Source organism: Noviluteimonas caseinilytica (assembly GCF_018406605.1).
Taxonomy (GTDB): domain Bacteria; phylum Pseudomonadota; class Gammaproteobacteria; order Xanthomonadales; family Xanthomonadaceae; genus Noviluteimonas; species Noviluteimonas caseinilytica.
Genome location: NZ_AP024545.1, coordinates 982,396 through 1,004,361, shown reverse-complemented (window position 1 = coordinate 1,004,361; position 21,966 = coordinate 982,396). Strand labels below are relative to the sequence as shown.

Below are 21,966 nucleotides of genomic sequence, written 5' to 3'. Positions count from 1 at the left end.
AACGAATTCGAATCCAGCGCGGCAGGGGAATACGCATGACCGACGCGAAGCAGGTCCTGCGATCGAAGGATGAGGTCGCGTCTTCCGACCATGTGTCGTCCTGGCGGCGTAAACTCCCGCCCACCCCGACGGCACCCGCGGAGACGCGCCCCATGGAAGACCGCTACACCGGCCGCCCCTTCCTTCGCCTCATCGAGTGCCTGGCGCTCGATGCCATCGACGCACTCGATCCCGTGCAGCGCGAGGCGCTCGAAAAGATGGCGCCGCAGCTCGCCGAATCCCTCGACCACCAGGGCACCTGGCAGGAGATCGTCGCGGCGCAGATGCAATGGGGCGAAGGCATCGGCGATGCGATCCGCGAGGTGTGGGAGCGCAACAGCGCGCTCGCGCAGGACGTCGGCATCACGCTGACGGCGGACGAGTTCGCGATGCTGTTCGCGGACGCGAATACGGACGACGGCGAAGCCTGAGGACACGCTGCATGCGCTTGGCAGGACGGGTCGTCGAATGGCAGGACGCGCGGGGTTTCGGGTTCATCGAACCGAATGGCGGCGGGGATCGCGCCTTCGTGCATATCCGGGCATTCCCGCGGGGTCGTCGACCGGCGGAAGGCACGCGCGTGACGTACACGGTGCAGCGCGATGATCGCCAGCGCTTGAACGCGATCGACGTGCGTGTCGCGAATGCCGCGCCGAGCAAGGCGCGTTCCGAGGCGACGCCCTCGCGACTCCCGCGCAAATGGATCGGCCTCGCCGCGCTGGCCTTCTTCGCACTCGCCGTCTGGCAGCAGAAAATGCCGCCGACCGTGCTGATGGTGTACGGCGGCATGAGCCTCGTCGCTGTGCTCGTCTATGCCGCCGACAAGTCCCGCGCGCAGCGCGATGCCTGGCGCACGCCGGAATCCACGCTGCACTTCCTCGCGCTCACCGGCGGCTGGCCGGGCGCGCTCGTCGCGCAGGACCTGTTCCGGCACAAGCGCAGCAAGGCGTCGTTCCAGGCCGTGTTCTGGATCACCGTCGTTGCCAACGTCGCCGCACTCGCTTGGTGGAACGCGCACCGCTGACGCGATGGGCCCGCCTAGGCGAGCCCTTCCGCCGCCCGCACGCCCCACCACGCGGCTTCTTCGAAAATCGAATAGCCGGACAGGTCGGCATGCGCGATCCGCACCGGCCCGTCCATCGCGCGCAACGCGGCCAACCCTGCGTTATCCAGGTAACCCGGCGCAGGCACCGCCATCGCATGCCCGCGCACCGTGATCGACAACCGTTTCGTACGACGCCATAGCTGGTCGCCGTACGCCTGCAACAGATCGCTTGCGGCTTCCTCGCGCAGTGCTTCCGGCGTCGCGCGCATCAGCCACGCGCGCGCTTGCTGCGGCGACATCCGATCCAGCGATTGATACGCCGACAACACCGTGCGCGCCGTCGGCGCCACGCGCAGCATCTGGTGCGTCGACACGACGTAGCCCAGGCCGCGCCCCCCGTAAACGACGTTGTCCCACGCCAGCGCTTCCCCGGGCAGCTCGCGCGCATAGCCGTCGACGAGGAAGTTGGACACCAGCCACGCAGCGTGCGGACTGGCGTGCGTGGCGGCGTCGTAGCCGCTGCCCGCGAGCCCGGGCCAGATCCGCGCCAGCACGTGCAAGGGCATCGCGCTGACGGCGTGGCGCGCGCGGATCGTGTCGGTGGCGAGCGCGCCACCGTCGTGGCGCACTCGCACGATGTCGACGCCGCCGGCACGGTCCGCAACGCGCGCCGCGAAGCCCGGCTGCAACCAGCGTTCGTGCCCCAGGCGCCGCGTCGTCGCCGCGCGCATGCGCGCGATGAGTTCCGACAACCCACCGGGCCAGGTGAGGACCGCATCCCCCGCCGCATTCGCCGCCTTGCCGTCGCGGCTGGCGAAGTAGTGCAGCCCGGCCCACGCGGAGACGGTGTGCGTGGAAGCGCCGTAGTCGTCGCGGCAACAGTAATCCAGGTACCAGCGCAGGCTGGGCGCGGTGTAACCACGACGATCCAGCCAGTGCGCGAACGTTTCCCGATCCAGCGCGCGCCATTCCGCTTCCGCGGACGAAAGCGCGATGGGAATGGCGAACAGGCGCCGACCATCGCGCCCACGCTGCACGCGCAGTGCCGCCACTTCCGCGAAGAAACGCCGTTGCTGTTGCAGCGCTTCCGGCGGCAGGCCCTGGCTCGGAAGCAGGTCGCTTTCCCACCGCCCCGCGCGCAGCAGCCGTTCCTTCGGGGCATGCAGCAACGCGGCTTCGTCGTAATACGACGCAGGGTCGTGTTCGCCGTCCAGCAACAATCCGACATCGGCCAGCAGGCTGCGGACGTGCGTGGATTCGGTCGAAGGCAGCGGCAGGTAATGCGCGCCCAATGGACACGCCAGCACGTCGTCGCCGGGCGCCGCCAGGTTGGCCGCGGTGGCGTTGCCGCCGTATTCCGGTCCCTGCAACACCACGAAGTCGCGGCGTCCTGCGCGCGCCAGCGCCCACGCGCAGGCCATGCCAGCCACGCCGGAGCCCAGGATCGCAACGCCGACGCGCTGCTCGCCGCGCGGCGGTGGCAATGCCTTGCCGTCGCGCAGCGCATGGCCTTCGCGCATGCCCGGATACGCGATCTCCGGCGTGGTCTCCACCGCGCGATGCAACCGCGACGCAGTGAATCCCGCCGCCCCGAGCAGGCACGCGTTCCCCGCGCCGATCAGGAACGTGCGCCGCTGCATCAGCGGATCACCCGGCGCCAGTCCTCGTCGAAGTAGCGCACCAGCGTTTGTTCGTCGAGCCGGTTGGGCGGCATGGCCAGGCGTTGCATGTCCTTGGGGAAGACGAACAGTTCGCGCATCGTCTCCGTCGTCAGGTAGCGCGTGGGCACCGACAGCGTGCGCGGCACTGTGTAGTCGCGACGATGCCCGGCCAGGATGAACCCCCAGTCGCCGAACGACGGCACGTCGCAGTGGTACGCCCAGGTGTGCAGGTTGGCTTCGCGCAGCGTGGCATCGATGCTCCAGAACGAACGCGGCGCGAAGTACGGCGACGTGGACTGCACGACCATGTAGCCATTCGCCGACAGGTGCCGCGCCATCAACCGGAACATCGGCACCGAGTACAACCGCCCGATGCCGAAGTTGGACGGATCCGGGAAGTCGACGACGATGAAGTCGAACATGTCGCGGTTGGCTTCCAGCCACCGGCCGGCATCGTTGTTCACCACGGTGACGCGCGGGTTCTTGAGCGAACCGCGGTTCAACGCGACCAGCGCGGGCGACGTGGAGAACATGCCCGTCATCGCAGGATCGAGGTCCACCAGCGTCACGTGCTCGACGGACTTCACCTTCAGGATCTCGCGCACCGCCAGCCCGTCGCCGCCACCGAGCACCAGCACGCGGCGCACGCCCGGCAACGCCTGCAAGCCCGGATGCACCAGCGCCTCGTGGTAGCGGTACTCGTCGCGCGAGGAAAACTGCAGGTTGCCGTTGATGTACAGGCGCAGGTCGTCCTGCCAGCGCGTGACCACGAGGCGCTGGAACGGCGTGGACTGCGCGTGCACGATCTCGTCGCCGTAGATGCCGCGCTCGGCCCACTGCGTCATGCGGCCGGAAAACGCCAGCCCGGTGCACAGCAGGCCCAGCACCAGCACGCCGCGCATCATCTGCCGGCGCGGTTGCGTCAGTTCGTCGCGGAACGCCAGCGCGGTCCACATCGCCACGCACGTGTTGGACAGGCCGAACAGGAACGCGGTGCGCAACAACCCGAGGTAGGGCGCCAGCACCAGCGGAAACACCAGCGACACCACCAGCGCGCCGAGGTAGTCGAAGGCGAGCACGCGGCTCACGAGTTCGCGGAACTCGGTGCGGCGCCGGTTGAAGATGCGCATCACCAGCGGGATCTCCATGCCCACCATCAGGCCGAGCAGGAAGACCATCACGTACAGCGACGTGCGGAACGGTGTGGACAGCCACGCGAAGATGATGAAGAGGATCGCGGCCGACGCGCCGCCGAGCAGGCCGATCAGCATTTCCAGGTCGACGAAGCGATCCAGCACGTCGTCGTCCTCGACGTAGCGCGACGCCCACGACCCGATGCCCATCGCGAACAGGTAGCAACCGATCACCGACGAGAACTGCAGGATCGAATCGCCGAGCAGGTAGCTGGCGAGCGCGCTGCTGATCAGTTCATAGCCAAGGCCGCAGGACGCGACGATCAGGACGGAGAGGATGAGGGCGCGATCGCGCATCGTGGGCCAAGGTTCCGGTGGGGAGTTCGGCACGCGTCCCCGGGCCGGGCGGCTACTTTATCGAGTGCCGATCACCGGGCCAACCAGCCATGCCAACTCGATATACTGGCCCCGACTTTCGGGGGAGAGGCCAGGGATGCCTGATTTGAACGCGGTGGTGCCGTACCTGGCGTACCTGGTGTCGGCGCTCGCCATGCTGGCCGTCTTCGTGTTGCTGTATGCCCGCATCACGCGCTTCGACGAATGGATGCTGATCCGCGAAGGCAACGTCGCCGCGGCCCTGTCGCTGGGCGGTGCGCTGCTCGGCTTCAGCTGCACGCTCGCCTTCAGCATTGCACTGCACGCAAGCTGGCACCTGTTCATCGTGTGGTCCCTGGGCGCCATGGTCGCGCAGGTCGTCGCCTACGCCATCGTGGCGCGCGCGATGCGCCAGATGAACCAGGCCATCCACGATGGCAATACCGCCATGGGCGGCCTGATGGGCACGATCTCGCTGGGCGTGGGCATCGTCAACGCCGCCTGCCTGACCTGATCGCCCGCAACTCCTTTCCATTCGCCCGCCGAGGGTTTTCGCCATGGGTATCGGTTCCTTCATCCGCAAGCAGTTCGTCGACATCCTGCAATGGGTCGAGGAAGGCGGCGGCGTCCTCGCCTGGCGCCATCCGATGGAAGACCTCGAGATCCAGTACGGCGCCAGCCTGACGGTGCGCGATTCGCAGATGGCGGTGTTCGTCAACGAAGGCCGCATCGCCGATGTCTTCGGCCCGGGCATGTACAAGCTCACCACGAAGACGCTGCCGGTGCTCACGGCGCTGCAGCACTGGGACAAGCTGTTCGAATCGCCGTTCAAGTCGGACGTGATCTTCTTCTCCACGCGCCTGCAGCTGGGACGGCGCTGGGGCACCGCGCAACCGGTGACGATCCGCGACAGCGAATTCGGCATGGTGCGCGTGCGCGCGCACGGCGTGTACAGCTACAAGGTCGCCGACGTGGAGCGCTTCTACCGCGAGATCGCGGGCACGCGCGCCGTCTACACGGTCGACGACCTCGAAGAACAACTGCGCAACCTCGTCGTCGCCACCATGGCCGACACGCTGGGCAACGGCGGCGTGCCGTTCCTCGACCTGGCCGGCAACCAGGCGGCGATGGCGCAGAAGATGCAGGAACACCTCGCGCCGGTCTTCCAGCGCTATGGCGTCGCGCTGGAGAACTTCGCGGTCGAAAGCGTCTCGCTCCCGGAAGACCTGCAGAAGGCGCTCGACACGCGCATCGCGCTGGGCATGTCGGGCGACCTCGACAAGTTCACGAAGTACCAGGTCGCCACGGCCATCCCGATGGCGGCGCAGAACGAAGGCGGCATCGCGGGCGTGGGCGCGGGCCTGGCCGCCGGCGCCGCCATGGGCCAGGCCATGTCGCAGGGCCTGGCGCAACCGGCGAAGCCCGCCGCGGAAGCCGCGGCCGCCGCCGATCCGGTGGCGAAGCTGCAGCAGCTCAAGCGCATGCTCGAACTCGAGCTGATCACGGCGCAGGAATACGACGCCGCGAAGGCGGAGATCCTGCGCAACATGGCGGGCTGACGAATGCAGGAGTTCCTGTGCCCCCAGTGCGGGGCGTCGGTGCGCTTCGCCTCCGCGGGTGCGGTGATGGTCGTGTGCGGCACGTGCCGCAGCACGATCACGAAGGATGCCGGCGTCGCGCGCACCGTGGGGCGCATGGCCGCGGTGGTCGAGGATGGATCGCCGGTGCAGATCGGCACGCGCGGGCACCAGGGCACGCAGCGGTTCAACGTCATCGGCCGCCTGCGCATGCAATACGAGGCGGGTGGCTGGAACGAGTGGTACGTGCTGTTCGATGACGGCACCAACGGGTGGTTGTCCGATGCGTCGGACCAGTACGCGTTGACGCGTCGCCTCGATGCGCCGGTGCTCCCGGCCCCGTTGCCTGCGTTCGAAGACCTGCACGTCGGCCAGCCGGTCAAGATCGACGGCGTGTTGTACCTGGTCTCCGACAAGCGCGAGAGCCGCTGCGTGGGCGGCGAAGGCGAGTTGCCGGTCAACGCCGCCGACGGCTGGGACGCGCGCGCCGCCGATTGCCGCCGCGGTCGCGCGTTCGCCACCCTCGATTACACCGATGGCGCGCCGGTGATCTATGCCGGCAACGCGTCCGAGCGCACCGACCTGACGCCAACTACGCTGCGCAGCCCGGAATCCATCCTCGCCAGCGCGGGCCGGTATCGCGGCCAGGTGCTGCCCCTGGATTGCCCCAACTGCGGAGCCGCGATCACGATCGTCGCCGCGATGGCCACGCAGGTCGTGTGCCCGTCGTGCAGTTCGGTGGTCGACTGCACCGGCGACCGCGCCGAGGTCATCGAAGCGAACCACCGCCTCGCGCGCATCCACACCACGCTGGCGCTCGGCGCCCGCGGACAGCTGGGCGTGGAGTACACGATCATCGGCATCATGCGCTGCGAAGTGCCGGACGATGACGAGGAACCGGAGTGGACGGAGTACCTGCTGTTCAATCCCGAGCGCGGCTACCACTGGCTGGTGGAGACCGACGACGGCTGGCAGCGCGTGACCGTCAGCGACGAGTGGCCCAGCGAAGTGGGCATCGCCTCGTGCAAGTTCCGCGGCATGACGTGGCCGCAGAAGTACACCTACAACGCGCGCGTCAAGGCGGTGTTCGGTGCGTTCAACTGGCGCGTGCGCCGCGGCGACGAAACGCGGATCACCGACTTCCAGAACCTGGGCCAGACGCTGACGCGCGAGCAGACCTCGGAGGAAATCACCTGGTCGCTGGCGACGACGACATCCGCCCCCACCATCTCCAAGGCGTTCGGGGTTCCGATCGCACCGAAGCCGCGCAAGGTGGCTGCGTCGTCCGACGATTCCGTCGATGATGCGACCTCGCCCCTGAGCATTGCGATCTTTGCGTCCATGTTCCTCTGCATTTTTTCGGACATGATCTCGGGCCCCGCGATGCTGCTGGGACTCGCCCTGATCTGGGTGCCGCTCGTGGTTGGCTGGTACGTGAGCACGACTTGAGGACGCAGGAATGAGCAAACGCCTCTATTTCATCTACGTCGTCGTGGTCCTGGCCATCGTCCTCATCGCAGGACGCGAGGACGAGGATCGCAGCTGGGGCAGTTCCGCCGGGCGCTCCGGATGGACCTCCGGCGGCGGGCACAAGTAGGACGCGCGGGAGGCGCCGGTCGCCATGTCGTCGAAGACGCGCGCCGCATCGCCGGTCCTGCTCTCCGGCGGCAACCCGCAAATCGCGAAAGGCGACGGGGACACTCCCGTGCAGGCGTACATCGCCGCGATGCCCGGTTGGAAGCAAGACATCGGCCGCCGCCTCGACGCACTGATCACCCGCACGCTGCCCGACGTGCGCAAGGCCGTGAAGTACAACTCGCCGCTCTACGGCGCGGTGGTGCGCGACGACTGGTGCCTCTCGTTCCACTGCTTCGAGCGCTACATCAAGGTGGCCTTCTTCGGCGGCACGTCGCTGCGCCCGATGCCGCCCGTCGAATCGAAAACGCCCGGCACGCGTTACCTGCACCTCCACGAAGGCGAAGCGCTCGACGAAGTACAACTCGCCGACTGGATCCGGCAAGCCGGCACGCTGCCCGGACAACGCCTCTGACGCCCCCACAGCAAGGAGCACGCGCGATGAAGAAAGCGACCCCCGAAGAAGCCGCGATGGATCCGTCGGTGCTGATCGACGAGAAGATTGCTTCCCTCAACGACTGGCGCGGCAAGATGCTCGCGCGCCTGCGCGCACTGATCCACGAAGCGGTGCCCGGCGTCGTCGAGGAATGGAAGTGGCGCGTCCCCGTGTGGTCGAAGGACGGCATCCTCTGCACCGGCGAGACCTACAAGGACAAGGTGAAGCTGACGTTCGCCAAGGGCGCGTCGGTGGACGATCCCGCGGGCCTGTTCAATTCGAGCCTCGACGGCAACACGCGCCGCGCGATCGACTTCCGCGAAGGCGACAAGGTCGACGAGAAGGCGTTCAAGGCGTTGCTGCGGGCGGCGGTGGCGGTCAACAAGCGCAAGGACTGAAGCGAGACCGTCGACCGTTATCGAGGCGCCTCGCGCGGCAACCGCCAAACAGCGGACTGTCCCGCGATGAAATATGGCGAGGCCCTGCGATTGCGCAGGGCCATCATGAGCGCGGGGCTGGTGTTGTCGTCGTCGACCAGCACCCATGCGACGTCGTTCCGGATGAGCAGTTGTTCCCACCGCGCACCGCTCGCATCGCGATCGGCGGCGCGCGCAGCGGCCTGGAACTCGGGCGCATACCAACTGACGCTGGCGCCTCGTCGGCCGAACGGCGCAACGTATGGGGCGTCCGGGTCGGCCGACAGCACCATGCCTTCGCCAATCGATGGAATCTGCGCAAGGGCTGCCTGCGGCGGCAGGAACTTGCGGAGCAGCGCCGCGTCGTCGCCACCGCTCGCGACCTGGCGCACGAGGGCGCTTGTCGACAGCAACCAGTTACCCGCAGGCAACAACAGGACGTGCATCCCGATGCATGCGATGGCGAGCGCGGTGGCGTGCTGCGACCCGAGCGCGCGACCACACGCCGCCAGCGCCAGGATCGACAAACATACGATGCCGGGCAACACATAGCGCGCGTACTGCACCAACGCGAACGGAACCAGGATGAGCATTGCCGTGACCAGCAACGGTGCAATCCACGCGCGACGCCACACCATCGCGCAAGCACCACCCGCCAGTACGAAGGCGGACATGCCCAGTGCACCGTCGCCGCTCTCGAGGAACCGCGTCGTCTCGAACAACGCTTGCCATGGCGTGTGCCATCCGATGTCGTGCGTCCATCGCGGATCACGGAAGTCGACGGACACCGCGGCATCGGAACGAAAGACACCGTTCATCAGCGGGAACACGGGATTCCCCGTGGCCCGGAAGGCATGCGCATACGCGGACGCACACAACGCGAACGCCGCCAGCAGCATCGGCACGCCACGACGCCATTGCGCACGTGTGCGCCAGGTGCCCAACGCGAGCAAGGGCAATGCGGCGAGCGCATGCATGCCTTTGAGCGCAAGCAACCCGCCGGCGAGTACGGCAAGCGCCGCAGGCGTACTCGCCCGCGCCGGTGCGAACACGACGCTGCACAGCGCCAGCGTCAACGCGGTCGCGGGCAACTCCGTGTGCATGCCGGTGGCCACGCCCGGCACCATCGGCACGCTGCACGCCACCGCGACGCCGAAGTTGCAGAGCGGCGCCGCTGCCCCGAGCACGCGCATCAGGCGCCACGCCATCGCACCCACGAGCATCAGCCACAGCAGGTTCAAGGGCGCGTGCGTCAGCGCGCGGCCCAGCACCGCGACGATCCCGTGCAACGTGTCGTTCAACCAGGGCGCGTAGGCCCACACTTGTCGTCGCACGTCCGGATCGAAGACGGCGTCCTGCAGCAGCCCAGCCGGCAGTTGCAGGTGATAGGCGAGATCGTCGGCTTGCAGGTTGGGGAGCCACGTCGATGTCGATGCAAGGCCCACCGCCATGATCGCCAGCACGGACGACCTGGGCGCAGCAGCGATCCCGACCTGCCACCGATGCAGTGCGACAACGGCGATCCGTGCCATCGCGCGATGCCGCCACGCCACAAGCACCGCGACGACCGACCACCACACCCCCGCGTGATGGATCGGCAACGTCAGCACCCAGCCCGTGGTGGCGCCCAGCACGACCAATCCGCATGCGACGGCGAGCGCCACATTGCGCGTTCCGATCCGCAACAGCGTTCCCACCGCCAGCGCCGCAAGCACGAGACCGGCGAGCGCAAGACACGCCCGCCATCCTTCGAACCACGCGAACGCCAGCAGCCAGGGAAGCGTGACCGTTGATGCGAGCGGCCAGCGCGCCGCCTTCGCCACGATGAGCGCCACCGCAAGCACGACGACGGCCAGCACGAGATACACGCCGACCAGCCCGAGCGACGTCGCCGTGACCAGTTGCGTCGCAATCATTCCGGCCACCGCGATCCCGACGACACAGATCGCGATCGCGCGTGGCACTCGCGCAGCAATCGGGGAGAGGTGCATGGGCTTGGCGGGCGAGGGCGGGCGCGCACGCTAGCAACGGGTTCGTGGCCCAAAACGCCGCCGGGATGACACGCGCCGATTCCCCGGGCATCTGGCGGGTTTCACCCCGGCAGGGCCCCCGGATCCGCCTGACAGGCAGCCCGTTCCGCTCCAGCGCTACACTCCCGCCCACATCGGCCGCCGGTGCCGCAGGAGACCGTCATGCGCACGTTCCTGTTCTCGATGTTGCTGGGCCTGTTCGCCACCACGGCTTCGGCCGCGGATCCGCCCACCCTCCACCAGTACTTCGACGCCACCGGCCACGCCGATGCCTGGCAGGGCGGCGTGCGCATGATCCCGATCCACACGCCGGCGGGGGACTTCCGCGTGTGGACCAAGCGTGTCGGCAACAACCCGCGCATCAAGGTGTTGCTGCTGCACGGCGGGCCCGGTGCGACGCACGAGCCGTTCGAAGTGTTCGACAGCTTCCTGCCCTCCGACGGCGTCGAGTACTACTACTACGACCAGCTCGGCTCGTACTACAGCGACCAGCCGGACGATCCGCGCCTGCTCACCATCGATCGCTTCGTCGACGAAGTGGAGCAGGTGCGCCAGGCCCTGCACCTGGACGAAAGCAACTTCTACCTGCTGGGCCACTCGTGGGGCGGCATGCTCGCGATGGAGTACGCGCTGAAGTATCCGCAGCACCTGAAGGGACTGGTGATCTCGAACATGGTCTCCAGCATTCCCGCGTACAACAAGTACGCGAGCGAGGTGCTGATGCCGGAGCTCGACCCCGCCGCGCTCGCCGAACTCAAGCGCCTGGACGCGGCGAAGGACTACGCCAACCCGCGATTCGACGCGCTGCTGCAGCCGCATTACGAACACCACATCCTGCGCCGCCCGATGGCGGAGTGGCCGGAACCGGTGCTGCGCGGCTTCCAGCGCCACATCAACAAGAAGGTCTACGTCCCGATGCAGGGCCCGAGCGAACTCGGCGCGAGCGGCCTGCTCGTGAATTGGGATCGCACCAGCGACCTCGCGAAGATCCCCGTGCCCACGCTCGTCATCGGTGCGCGCTACGACACCATGGATCCGAAGTTCATGGAGATGATGAGCAAGCGCCTGCCGAAGGGCGAATACCTGTACTGCCCCAACGGCAGCCACATGGCGTACTACGACGACCAGCAGGTGTACTTCGCCGGCCTGCTGCGCTTCCTGCATCGCGTCGACGATGCCGGTGCGCGCACCGCGTCGACGCACTGATTCCCTGCCACGCCGCCGAGGGCCAGGACGTTACGTCTTCTTCGACTTCTTCTTCGCCTTGCCCTTCGACTTCTTGCCCTTCGCGGCCTTGGCCTTCGCATCGGCGAGCAGCTGCGCATGGACGCGCTCCACTTCCGCCGGCAGCGCTTGCTGGATGCGCGCCAGCAGGTCGGCGGCCGCGTCGCTGTCGATCGGCTTGCCGTCCTGCGTGGTGGCGGTGACGCGCGTCGTCGTCTTCCTGATCGTGTCGGACAGCAGCATCGCCTTCGTCTGCAGCATGAAGTCCTCGCCGCGATAGCGCACCGAGTAGATGTCCATCATCTGCGAGCGCCCCGCGTATTCCACGCCGGGCGTGCGCACCGCGATCTGCCCGACGGCGTTCCAGGTGTCGTTCTTGTCGGCCTCGATCAGGAATTCGCCGCGCGTCACGGCGGGCGGCGGCATGACGATCTCGGTGTCGGGTTCGGTCTTCGCGGTCTCGCGCGGCTTGGTCGCGCACGCGGCGAGCAGCAGGCCGAACGCACAGATCGCCAGGAAGTTCATCGGATGTCGTCGCATGCACGTGTTCTGCCCGGAGCGCCGTGAAGGCAGCGCCATGCCGGCAACTGCGCTAGGCTCCGCGCCGATGCGAACCCCCCGGCTCATCCTTGCGTGGCTGTTGCTGCCTCTCGTGGTCATCACGGGGGCCGCCCACGCCCGCACCGTCTACCGCTGCACGCGCGACGGCACCGTTTCGCTCTCCACGGCACCCGAGCCCGGGTCGAAGTGCGTCGCGCAACATTTCGACGACGACGCGGCGAAGGTGCCCAACCTCTGGGGCAACCTCGGCGTCGTGAAGGGCACGTTGTACGAACGCCAGCAGGATGGGAAGACGGTGTACGGCACGCGCAAGTTGCCGGGGTCGGTGCCGGTGCTCGCGTTCACCGTGCAGACACCGCCGGGATCGCCGGCGCATGAAGGCCTCGGGCAACTGGGGCCGCCGCGGCTGGATCGTTTCCCTGCGGAATTCCGCGCGGCGTCGAAGCGCAGCGGCGTGGAAGACGCGATGCTGCGCGCGTTCGCGCACGCCGAAAGCGGCTTCGATCCGAAGGCGATCTCCAGCAAGGGCGCGCAGGGCGTGATGCAGTTGATGCCGGAAGTCGCGCGCGAGTATTCGGTGGACGATCCGTTTTCGCCCGCGCAATCCATCGACGGCGGCGCACGCCACATCAAGTCGCTGCTGCGTCGCTACAAGGGCGACCTGGAACTGGCGGCCGCGGCCTACAACGCGGGCATCGGCACGGTGGCGCAGTACTCGGGCGTGCCGCCGTACAAGGAAACCGTCGCCTACGTGGCGAAGGTCCAGGCCCTCTACGAGCGCTACAAGACGGCGTTGGCGAAGGCGACGCCCGCGAAGGCGAAGCGGCGCCGCTGACGCGCCATTGCTGCAACGCACACGCGGCCTTCACGCCACGCTGAACGACACCCCGGTCTGATGTGCGCCCCATGACGCGCACGGCCGCCCTTGCTTTCGGTCTGCTGCTCCTGTTGCCCTGCAGCGGGCTGCACGCGCGCACCGTCTACGAATGCCTGCGCGACGAACGCCTGAGCTTGTCGACCGCACCCGAGCCCGGCGCCCGCTGCAAGGCCAAGCGCGTCAACGACCGCAAGGCGAAGGTCCCGAACTTCTGGGGCGACCTGGGCCCCGTGCGCGGCAACCTCTACACGACGCGCATGAACGGACGCGTGGTGTACAGCACGCGTGCGATCCCCGGCTGGAAGGAAGTGGCCGAGCCGGTGAAGATCCACGCGCCGCGCGATTCGTGGGCGCATGAAGGCCTGGGCGAATTCGGGGCGCCGCAGTTGAACGTCTTCGCTGCGCAGTTCACCGCCGCCGCGAAGCGCAACGGTGTCGAAGACGCCTGGCTGCGCGCGATCGCGCACGCCGAGAGCGGCTTCGATCCGCGCGCGCTGTCGCCGAAGGGCGCGCAGGGCCTGATGCAGCTGATGCCTGCGCTCTCGCGTGAATACGGCGTGTCCGATCCGTACTCCTCGACGCAATCCATCGATGGTGCAGCGCGCCACATCCGCAGCCTGATGCGCCGCTACAAGGGCGACCTGGTGCTGGTGGCCGCCGCCTACAACGCCGGCGTGGGCGCGGTGGAACGCTACGGGGGCGTGCCGCCGTACGCGGAAACCGAGGCCTACGTCGAGAAGGTCCAGGCCCTCGTCGAGCGCTACCGCAGCGCGTTGCAGAAACCCGTGCGCCGCGCGCGCCGTAGCTGAACAACACCGCGCGCCACGCGCCACTCACTGCGTTGGTTCTAGATTCGGGGCTGTCCATCCCCCCAGGCCGCGCCATGGCGTTCGCGCGCAACTACGAATCCACCGAGCCCGCACGACACGACGTCGATGCGCGTGCCGGCCCCGCCGTGATCGAATTCGGCGCGCCGTGGTGCGGGCATTGCATCGCGGCGCAACCGGCGATCGAAGTCGCGTTCGCCACGCACGACGACGTGCGACACGTGAAAGTCGAAGACGGACGTGGACAACCGCTCGGGCGCTCGTACCGCGTCAAGTTGTGGCCTACGTTGGTGTTCCTGCGCGATGGCGAAGAGGTGGCGCGCATCGTGCGGCCGCTCACCGCGGCGCCCGTCGCCGAGGCCCTTGCCGCGATCGATCCGCCGGCGGATGCATGACACTCCCGTCCGCCCCCGTGCCCGCGCCTGACGACGGCCGCACGCCGGATACGCCGGCGCCGTCGGAGCGGTGGCTGGAGATCGGCGATCGCGCGGACATCGGCCTGCTGCGCACCGATGCGCACGGCCGCATCGTCGACGTGAACACCGCTGCCGCGCGACTGCTCGGGCGTGGCATCGAAACATTGCGCGGCGTCGACCTGTCGCACCTCGTGGAGGACGACGCGCGCCCCGCGGTGACATCGGCGCTGCACGACCTGCGCCTGCGCCACGGCCCCATCGCGCTCGACGTGCGCCTGGCGCGCGTGCAGGGCGCGACCGCGCGCATGCTGATGCGCCTGAGCCCGGTGCGCGACACGGCCGGCGTATTGCGCGCATCGACGGTGGTGTTGCTGGAACTGGACGAGCGCGCACCGCTGGTGCACGGCGGCGACACCGAGCAGGCGATCGCCTCGTTGCGCGCGAGCGAGGAACGTTGCCGTTCGTTGTTCGCGACGATCGACCAGGGCTTCTGCGTGATCGAAGTGCTGTTCGACGGCGATCGCGCGGTGGACTACCGCTTCCTGGAAACCAACGCCGCCTTCGAGCGCCACACCGGCCTGCGCGATGCGGTGGGCAAGCGGATGCGCGAACTCGCCCCGTCGCACGAGGAGCACTGGTTCGAACTCTACGGCCGCGTGGCGCGCACGGGCCAGCCGGTGCGCGAGGTCCTGCCCGCGCGCGAGCTGGACGACCGCATGTACGAAGTGCATGCCTTCCCGTACGGCGCGCCGGGCTCGAACCGCGTGGCGGTGATGTTCGACGACATCACCCTGCGCACGCGCACGGAGCACGCGCTGCGCGTGAGCGAAGAACGCTTCCGCTACGTGGCGAACGCCACGCCGTCGATCCTGTGGAGCGCCAGCGCCGACGGCGAACTGACCTGGCTCAGCGATCGCTGGCTCGAATACACCGGCCTGCCCGTACGCGTGGATCGCGACTCGCGCAACGGCGCGATCCATCCCGCCGATCGCCACCTCGCCGCCGAAGCCTGGGCGCGCGCGCATGCCGGTGCGGATTTCGATGTCGAGCTGCGCCTGCGCCGCCGCGACGGCGCGTATCGCTGGTTCCTCGTGCGCGCCAAGGCGATGCGCGACGACGACGGCCAGGTCACTGCGTGGTACGGCTCGACCACCGACATCCACGACCACAAGCTGGCCGAAGTGGCGCTGCGCGACGTCGATCGCCGCAAGGACGAATTCCTCGCCACGCTCGCGCACGAACTGCGCAATCCGCTCGCGCCGCTGCGCAACTGCCTGCACATCCTGCGCATGGCGGACGAGGGCGATGGCGCCGCGGTGGACAGCGAGCGCCTGCACGCGGTGATGGAACGCCAGGTCGCGCAACTCGTGCGCCTGGTCGACGACCTGATGGAAGTCTCGCGCATCACGCGCGGCATGGTGCCGTTGCACCTGCAGGCGGTGACGATCCAGGACGTCGTGGAGCGCGCGGTGGAGACGAGTCGTCCGTTGCTGGATGCCGCGCACCACACGCTCGACATCGACATGCCCACGCTGCCGCTGCCGTTGCGCGCCGATCCCGTGCGCCTCGCGCAAGTGCTGTCGAACCTGTTGAACAACGCCGCCAAGTACACCAACCCCGGCGGCCACATCGTGCTGTCGGCGACGCGCCAGGACGCGGACGTGGTGCTGCGCGTGCGCGACAACGGGCTGGGCATCGAGCCGGATGAACTCGACCGCGTGTTCGACCTGTTCAACCAGGCCGAGCATTCCATCGGACACGCGGCGGGCGGCCTCGGCATCGGGCTGACGCTCGTGCGCAGCCTCGTCGAACTGCACGGCGGCACCGTGCTCGCGCGCAGCGGCGGCCTGGGGCAGGGCAGCGAGTTCGAAGTGCGCTTGCCGCTGCACGATGGCGACGCGGTGGATTTCAGCGACGACGAGGTGTCCGGCGGCCCCATGGGAGCCGCGCACCAGCGCTTGCGCTTGCTCGTGGTGGACGACAACCGCGAACACACCGATTCGCTGGCGCTCTACCTGCGCATGACAGGGCACACGGTGCGCACCGCCTACGACGCAGCGTCCGCGCTGGTATGGCAGGGCACGTTCTCGCCCGATGCGGTGTTGCTGGACCTCGGGCTGCCCGGCGTCGATGGCCTCGAAGTGTGCCGGCGCATGCGCGCTGCGGGCGGCGAGGCGCTGGTGATCGTGGCGATCACGGGGCGCGGGCAGGCGTCGGATCGACAGCGCAGCGCGGAGGCGGGATTCGACGCGCACCTGGTCAAGCCGGTGGATCCGGCGGCGCTGGTGACGCTGGTGGATTCATTGCTGCGCATCCAGCGGCGCGAAGCCTGACGCACAAAAAATCGCCGACGCGCGAGGCGTCGGCGATTCGTGTGCAACGGTGTTGCTTAGCTGGTGCGCTTGTTCGAACTGGCGTCCGAACCCTGCTTGCCCTGCTGCATGTCGCGGTCGCTGGACTGCGAGGACTGCGCGCTGCCGGCGCGTTCCCATGCGGCCTGCGCCGCCTGCTTGCCGCCGTCTTCCCACTTCAGCGCCTTGCTGTTGCTGGAAGCGGTTTTCTCGTAGTCCGCGCGCAGGTTCTTCTCGGACTGCTCGAAGGTCTGGCCGCTGGTGCCGTACTGCGAACGTCCCTGCTCACCTGTGTTGTAGGCCTGCTCGTACTCTTCGTACTGGCGGCCCTGCTGGTAATAGGGCTCGTTCTGGAACTGGCCCTTCCAGTACTGCGACTGCGAGGACTGGTTCTGCGAGGACTGGTTCTGGTTGGAAGCCTGGTTCTGCGAAGCCTGGTTCTGTGCCGGCTTGTTCTGCGACGACTGGTTCTGGGAAGACTGGTTCTGGTTCTTGTCCTGGCCCATGCCGCCGGTGGTGTTCTGACCCGCCATCTTCGTGACTCCTTGCAATTCGGCCGGCTTGGCCGATGCGACGCACGTTACGCAGCAGCGCGTTAGCGCGAGGGGCGCGTGCGGTGAAGTCGCAACTAACGGAGTTCATCGGCGTGAACACGCACGCCTGCCGCTTGCACGTTGCGTCTACGCGATGCGTTTGCGCGGCAGGCCGATCGCCGGAAATTGCGCGGTCATGCGCGAACCGCTCACGACGCCCCAGCGGATGCCCATGCGATGCAGGCGCGATTCCATCGCGGCGCGCATCGACGGCGGCGTGCGTTCGAGGATGGCGGCGTGGCGTTCGGCCCATGCGGTGGCCAGGGCGAAGATGCCCCCGGACATCGACTGCATGCGCGGCATCTCGCGGTCGAGCGCTTCCAGTTCGGCCTCGAGCTCGGGCCCCAGGTCTTCCTTGTCCATCGATGTCCCCCGTGCACCGGCCGGGCCGGCGTGGTCGCACGCTCGCGAGGACCGCGTGCATGCGCCGTGACGATGGACCTGTGAATGGTTCAGTGCTGCGACCCGGGTTGCATCGTGCCGGTGACCATGCGCACAGTTCGGACAAGGGGCGCTCTCTACCCTGTGCGCCGATCGCGCCGCGGCATGCCGCGCGAGGCCGGGGCAGGGCACCCGGGGAGCCACGGGGAACCACCATGACCGCGCCACGCGCCGGCACGACATCGCAAGCAACAGACGGGACGCCGTTGCCGGCGGCCCTGCTGGGTGCGCGCGCGCCGGCGGAGGCCATCGCAGCCTGGTTCGCGCAGGCCCCGCACCTGCCGGCCATGGGCGCCTGCGTGCTGTGGTCGACGCACTGGCCGCGCGACGTGCGCGCCTGGCCGGAAGGCCCCGTGGACCCCGGCGTCCTGGCGCGGGCGATCGATGCCGTCGCGCGCAGCCGCGCGGGCGTGAACGACGCTGCCAACCCCCGCGTGCTGCACGACGACGGCGAGGATGCCGTCGCCGTCCTGCATTGCCCGGCCGGTCCCGTGGACGCGGACCCTGCCCTGCGCCTGCGCCTGGCCGAGTTGCTGGGCATGCAGCAGATGCAGGAAAGCGTGGCGCGCCTGGAGCAGGCCGAAAAGCTGCAGCGCTCGCTCTACGCGATCGCCGACATGGCGGGGTCGGACCTCGACATGCCGGACATGCTGCGCGGCCTGCACCGCATCGTCTCCGACCTGATGTACGCGGAGAACTTCTACATCGCGCTGTACGACCGCGAACGCGATGCGTTGCGCTTCCTCTATTTCGCGGACGTGGTGGACGACCAGGACAAGCTGCTGCCGGACGAGGAGGTGCCGCTGGCGCACTTCGAGCGCGGCCTCACGTGGTACCTGGTGCGCGACAAGCGCCCGCTGATGGGCGCCACCGAGGATCTGCAGAAGCAGGTCTCCGGCCCGCTGCGCCTGCACGGCGCGGACAGCAGCGACTGGCTGGGCGTGCCCATGTTGCGCGAAGGCGAGGTCCACGGCGTGGTGGTCGTGCAGAGTTACACCGGCGATCGGTGCTACACGACGGCGGAGATGTCGCTCCTGGCCTTCGTGGCCGAGCACATCCTCACCGCGCTGGAACGCAAGCGTGGCCGCGCCGAACTCGAACAGCACGTCGTCGAGCGCACGCAGCAGCTGCAGGTGGCCAACAGCGAACTGCGCCGCGAAGTGGGCGAGCGCGAACGCGGCGAACGCCTGCAGGCCGCGCTGTACCGCATCGCCGCGCTGGCGAGCCTGGACGAAACCAGCGATGGCTTCTATCGCCACGTGCACGCGATCGTCGGCGAGCTGATCGACGCGCGCAATTTCTACATCGGCCTGTTGTCGGAGGACGGCATGGTCGTGTCGTTCCCCTACGCGGCCGATGAATTCGAACGCGACTGGAGCGCGCGCAGCTTCGGCCGCGGCCTCACCGAATTCGTGCTGCAGACCGGGCGCCCGCAATTGGTGAAGCGCCCCGATGCGATGGACATGATCACCGCCGGCTTGCTGGACCCCGCCATGATGGGCGCGCCCACGCAGGTCTGGCTCGGCGCGCCGCTGCTCAGCACCGAGGGGGCGATCGGCGTCGTCGCGGTGCAGAGCTACGAATCCAGCACCGCCTACGACGAGCGCGATGCGGAACTGCTGACGTTCGTGTCCTACCAGATCGGCAGTTCGCTGCAGCGCCGGCGCGCGGCGGAACTGCTGCGCCAGGCCAACGCCGAACTCGAGACGCGCGTCGAGGAGCGCACGGTCGAGCTGCGCGAACAGATCCAGGTGCGCCAGCACATCGAAGCGCAGCTGCAGCACCAGGTAATGCACGATGCGCTCACGGGCCTGCCGAACCGCATCTACCTGCGCGATCGCATCGAGCGCGCGATCGGCGGGCTGCGTCGCGATGTGCAGTGGGGCTTCGGCCTGCTCTACATCGACGTGGACCGCTTCAAGGTGGTCAACGACAGCCTCGGCCACAGCGCCGGCGACGCCCTGCTGAAGGAAGTGGCCAGCCGCCTGTCCGGGTGCGTGCGCGAGCCCGACGTGGTGGCGCGCATGGCGGGCGACGAATTCGTGATGCTGCTCGAACACGTGCAGCAGCCCGAAACCGCCTGCAAGGTGGCGCAGCGCGTGTTGCGCGCCTTGCAGCCGACGCTGCAGGTGGCCGGGCGCGACCTGCAGCTTTCGGCGAGCATCGGCATCGCGATCGCCGACGCAGGCTGCGAGTCCGCCGACCGCATCCTGCACGACGCCGACACCGCGCTCTATCGCGCCAAGACCGCGGGCCGCAATCGCTTCGTGCTGTTCGACGATGCGATGCACCAGACCGCGATGGGCGTGCTCGACCTCGAGCAGGCGCTGCGCGACGCCTTGCTGCGCGACGAATTCGAACCGTGGTTCCAGCCCATCGTGCGCCTGGACGATGATTCGGTGGTGGGCTACGAAGCCTTGCTGCGTTGGCGCAGTGCGTCGCGCGGCGTGCTGCGGCCGGGCGAGTTCATGAAGGTCGCAGAAGACAGCGGGCTGATCGAACCGATCGACTGGCGCATGTTCCGCCTCGCGTTGCAGGCCGGCCGCGCGCTGGTCGCGCCGCGCGGCGATGGCGTGCAGCGCTACATCACGCTCAACGTGTCGCCGCGCTTGTTCCAGCACAACGATTTCGATCGCCGCCTGCTGGACCTGGTGGCCGAGAACGGCTTCGATCCGGCGGCGCTGCGCCTGGAAGTCACCGAAGGCACGCTGCTCGGCGATCCCGAGGCGATGGTGGCCACGCTGCATCGCCTGCGCGAAGCCGGCGTGGAAGCCGCGCTCGACGATTTCGGCACGGGCTACTCCTCGCTCGGCCACGTGCATCGTTTCCCGTTGCGCATGATCAAGATCGACCAGAGCTTCGTCGCGCCGTTCGCGAACGGGGAATCGCCGCGCAGCTCTGCAGTGATCGAAGCCATCCTCGCGCTCGGCAATGCGCTGGGCGTGGAGATCGTGGCCGAGGGCATCGAGACCGCCGCGCAGCACGACGTGCTCAAGCGGATGGGCTGCACCTACGGCCAGGGCTATCGCTTCGCCGCGCCGCAGCCGGCCAGCCACTGGCTGGGATAGTGAAACCCGGGATCGCGACTGGCGGATGACGGCCGCGGGCGTACCCTGTGCGGCTTCCGGGCCACGGTGGCCCGTCGGGAGTGTTCCATGGCGTACTCGATGTACCACGCGACGGTGCCGGTGATGGTGCGTGCCCTGCGCAACCTGCGCAGCGTCCTGCAGATCGGCGAGAAGTTCGCGAACGACAAGGGCATCGCGCCCGAGGTGCTGCTGCAGTCGCGCCTCATCGCCGACATGCTGCCGCTGATCAAGCAGGTGCAGATCGCGACCGACACGTCCAAGTTCGCGGTCGCGCGGTTGACGGCGACCGATCCGGTGTCCTTCACCGACGACGAAACCACGTTCGAGCAGTTGTACGCGCGCCTGGATCGCTGCATCGAAGTGCTCGGCGCGTACAAGCCGGAGCAGTTCGACGGCGCGGAATCGCGCGAAGTGGCGTTCAAGACGCGCACGGCCGAGCTGAAGTTCACCGGCGCCGATTACCTCGGCACCTATGCGCTGCCCAACCTGTTCTTCCACGCCACCACCGCCTACGCGATCCTGCGCGTCGCCGGCGCGCCGCTGGGCAAGACGGACTACCTCGCGGGCGCGGGGCGCTGAGCCGATGCTGCCGACCGCCGACATCTCGTGTCCGTACTGCGGCGAGACGATCACGCTGGTGATCGACGATTCGGCGGGCGCGCAGCGTTACATCGAGGATTGCCACGTGTGTTGCCGGCCGATCGTGGTGGATGTGTCGATCGACGACGACGGCGATCCGGTGGTGCACGCTTCGGCCGAGGACGACGCCTGAGCCGCTAGCTCTGCAATGGCGCGTTGCAGTGTGTTGACGCGTGTTGCGTTACATGGACACCCCCGCGACCTGCGGGGGATCCATCGAGAGGAGCGCGCACATGACAGGCACGAAAACACTGCTCGGCATTGCGCTGGGTGTCTCGATCGCCGGCGTGGCGGTCGCGCAGTCCGCGTCTCCGCCGGAAACGCCGACGCCGCAGGCGAAGAAGACCGGCGGCAACCAGGAAGCGGTGAAGGCGGCCACGCCGTCACCCGACACGGCGATGGCGCGGCTGGATACCGACAAGGACGGACGCGTGAGTTCGAGCGAAGCCAGTGCGGATCCGACATTCGATTCGGGATTCGCGGCGATGGACGCCGATGGCGATGGCTACGTCACCGACAACGAGTTCCATGCGAAGGCGAAGGCGACGTCGAAGCCGAAGTCGCCCTGAGCCAACGCGCGATGCGAGCACATGCAAAGGGC

At 68.3% G+C, this 21,966-nt stretch carries 23 protein-coding genes; 17 read left to right on the top strand and 6 right to left on the bottom strand.

Annotated elements, in window-relative coordinates:
- Positions 1-152: 152 nt before the first annotated feature.
- Together LYSCAS_RS05020 and LYSCAS_RS05015 are read left to right on the top strand one after the other, a co-directional pair.
- Positions 153-470 (top strand): hypothetical protein, encoded by a 318-nt coding sequence (locus LYSCAS_RS05020; protein ID WP_213436306.1) that lies wholly within the window; start codon positions 153-155, stop codon positions 468-470.
- Positions 471-481: 11 nt separating this feature from the next.
- Positions 482-1,063 (top strand): DUF1294 domain-containing protein, encoded by a 582-nt coding sequence (locus LYSCAS_RS05015; protein WP_213436304.1) that lies wholly within the window; start codon positions 482-484, stop codon positions 1,061-1,063.
- Positions 1,064-1,077: 14 nt separating this feature from the next.
- Here LYSCAS_RS05015 and LYSCAS_RS05010 read toward each other — a convergent pair whose 3' ends face one another.
- Positions 1,078-2,724, bottom strand: a complete 1,647-nt coding sequence (locus LYSCAS_RS05010; protein WP_213436302.1) for an NAD(P)-binding protein — start codon at positions 2,722-2,724, stop codon at positions 1,078-1,080.
- Complete coding sequence (locus tag LYSCAS_RS05005; RefSeq protein WP_213436300.1) at positions 2,724-4,235, bottom strand: polyamine aminopropyltransferase; 1,512 nt, start codon at positions 4,233-4,235, stop codon at positions 2,724-2,726. The genes LYSCAS_RS05010 and LYSCAS_RS05005 overlap by 1 nt, the downstream gene beginning before the upstream one ends.
- 136 nt (positions 4,236-4,371) lie before the next feature.
- Here LYSCAS_RS05005 and LYSCAS_RS05000 point away from each other — a divergent pair, with 136 nt between their 5' ends.
- From LYSCAS_RS05000 to LYSCAS_RS04975, 6 genes are read left to right on the top strand one after another with little or no spacing between them, the layout of a single operon-like run.
- Complete coding sequence (locus LYSCAS_RS05000) at positions 4,372-4,767, top strand: DUF350 domain-containing protein (RefSeq protein WP_213436293.1); 396 nt, start codon at positions 4,372-4,374, stop codon at positions 4,765-4,767.
- 43 nt (positions 4,768-4,810) lie between these two features.
- Entirely contained in the window at positions 4,811-5,812 is a 1,002-nt protein-coding gene (locus LYSCAS_RS04995) for an SPFH domain-containing protein (RefSeq protein WP_213436291.1), read from the top strand.
- Positions 5,813-5,815: 3 nt separating this feature from the next.
- Complete coding sequence (locus LYSCAS_RS04990) at positions 5,816-7,279, top strand: DUF4178 domain-containing protein (RefSeq protein WP_213436289.1); 1,464 nt, start codon at positions 5,816-5,818, stop codon at positions 7,277-7,279.
- Between the two features lie 10 nt (positions 7,280-7,289).
- A complete protein-coding gene (locus tag LYSCAS_RS04985; RefSeq protein ID WP_213436287.1) occupies positions 7,290-7,427 on the top strand; it encodes a hypothetical protein in 138 nt (45 codons plus the stop codon).
- Between the two features lie 24 nt (positions 7,428-7,451).
- Complete coding sequence (locus LYSCAS_RS04980; protein WP_213436285.1) at positions 7,452-7,880, top strand: DUF1801 domain-containing protein; 429 nt, start codon at positions 7,452-7,454, stop codon at positions 7,878-7,880.
- A gap of 26 nt (positions 7,881-7,906) precedes the next feature.
- Positions 7,907-8,299 carry a DUF1801 domain-containing protein gene (locus tag LYSCAS_RS04975; RefSeq protein ID WP_213436283.1) on the top strand — a complete coding sequence of 131 codons (393 nt, stop codon included), beginning with the start codon at positions 7,907-7,909 and terminating at the stop codon, positions 8,297-8,299.
- A gap of 17 nt (positions 8,300-8,316) precedes the next feature.
- On the opposite strand, the gene LYSCAS_RS04970 is transcribed toward LYSCAS_RS04975, so the two are convergent.
- A complete protein-coding gene (locus LYSCAS_RS04970; RefSeq protein ID WP_213436281.1) occupies positions 8,317-10,233 on the bottom strand; it encodes a hypothetical protein in 1,917 nt (638 codons plus the stop codon).
- A gap of 276 nt (positions 10,234-10,509) precedes the next feature.
- Here LYSCAS_RS04970 and LYSCAS_RS04965 point away from each other — a divergent pair, with 276 nt between their 5' ends.
- Positions 10,510-11,553, top strand: a complete 1,044-nt coding sequence (locus tag LYSCAS_RS04965; protein WP_213436279.1) for a proline iminopeptidase-family hydrolase — start codon at positions 10,510-10,512, stop codon at positions 11,551-11,553.
- A 30-nt stretch (positions 11,554-11,583) separates the two neighbouring features.
- Here LYSCAS_RS04965 and LYSCAS_RS04960 read toward each other — a convergent pair whose 3' ends face one another.
- Positions 11,584-12,111, bottom strand: coding sequence for a hypothetical protein (locus LYSCAS_RS04960; RefSeq protein WP_213436277.1), 528 nt, complete (start codon positions 12,109-12,111; stop codon positions 11,584-11,586).
- A 67-nt stretch (positions 12,112-12,178) separates the two neighbouring features.
- Here LYSCAS_RS04960 and LYSCAS_RS04955 point away from each other — a divergent pair, with 67 nt between their 5' ends.
- From LYSCAS_RS04955 to LYSCAS_RS04940, 4 genes are all read left to right on the top strand, one after another.
- Positions 12,179-12,967: a lytic transglycosylase domain-containing protein gene (locus tag LYSCAS_RS04955; RefSeq protein WP_213436275.1), complete on the top strand. Its 789-nt coding sequence runs from the start codon at positions 12,179-12,181 to the stop codon at positions 12,965-12,967.
- A gap of 71 nt (positions 12,968-13,038) precedes the next feature.
- Positions 13,039-13,818, top strand: coding sequence for a lytic transglycosylase domain-containing protein (locus tag LYSCAS_RS04950; protein ID WP_213436273.1), 780 nt, complete (start codon positions 13,039-13,041; stop codon positions 13,816-13,818).
- A gap of 74 nt (positions 13,819-13,892) precedes the next feature.
- Positions 13,893-14,231 (top strand): thioredoxin family protein, encoded by a 339-nt coding sequence (locus tag LYSCAS_RS04945; RefSeq protein WP_213436271.1) that lies wholly within the window; start codon positions 13,893-13,895, stop codon positions 14,229-14,231.
- Positions 14,228-16,585, top strand: coding sequence for an ATP-binding protein (locus tag LYSCAS_RS04940; RefSeq protein WP_213436269.1), 2,358 nt, complete (start codon positions 14,228-14,230; stop codon positions 16,583-16,585). The genes LYSCAS_RS04945 and LYSCAS_RS04940 overlap by 4 nt, the downstream gene beginning before the upstream one ends.
- A gap of 56 nt (positions 16,586-16,641) precedes the next feature.
- Here the strand turns inward: LYSCAS_RS04940 and LYSCAS_RS04935 are convergent, their stop codons facing one another.
- On the bottom strand, positions 16,642-17,136 hold the full coding sequence (locus LYSCAS_RS04935; RefSeq protein ID WP_213436267.1) for a hypothetical protein: 495 nt from the start codon (positions 17,134-17,136) through the stop codon (positions 16,642-16,644).
- 147 nt (positions 17,137-17,283) lie between these two features.
- Entirely contained in the window at positions 17,284-17,559 is a 276-nt protein-coding gene (locus tag LYSCAS_RS04930; RefSeq protein ID WP_213436265.1) for a hypothetical protein, read from the bottom strand.
- Positions 17,560-17,792: 233 nt separating this feature from the next.
- On the opposite strand from LYSCAS_RS04930, the gene LYSCAS_RS04925 reads away from it, so the two are divergent.
- The 4 genes from LYSCAS_RS04925 (at position 17,793) to LYSCAS_RS04910 (ending at position 21,934) form a co-directional block, all read left to right on the top strand.
- A complete protein-coding gene (locus LYSCAS_RS04925; protein WP_213436263.1) occupies positions 17,793-20,705 on the top strand; it encodes a putative bifunctional diguanylate cyclase/phosphodiesterase in 2,913 nt (970 codons plus the stop codon).
- 87 nt (positions 20,706-20,792) lie between these two features.
- The gene (locus LYSCAS_RS04920) at positions 20,793-21,305 is read left to right on the top strand and encodes a DUF1993 domain-containing protein (RefSeq protein ID WP_213436261.1); all 513 of its coding nucleotides are present in this window, start codon (positions 20,793-20,795) and stop codon (positions 21,303-21,305) included.
- Positions 21,306-21,309: 4 nt separating this feature from the next.
- Entirely contained in the window at positions 21,310-21,498 is a 189-nt protein-coding gene (locus tag LYSCAS_RS04915) for a CPXCG motif-containing cysteine-rich protein (RefSeq protein ID WP_213436259.1), read from the top strand.
- A 100-nt stretch (positions 21,499-21,598) separates the two neighbouring features.
- Positions 21,599-21,934, top strand: coding sequence for an EF-hand domain-containing protein (locus tag LYSCAS_RS04910; RefSeq protein ID WP_213436257.1), 336 nt, complete (start codon positions 21,599-21,601; stop codon positions 21,932-21,934).
- Positions 21,935-21,966: the final 32 nt, after the last annotated feature.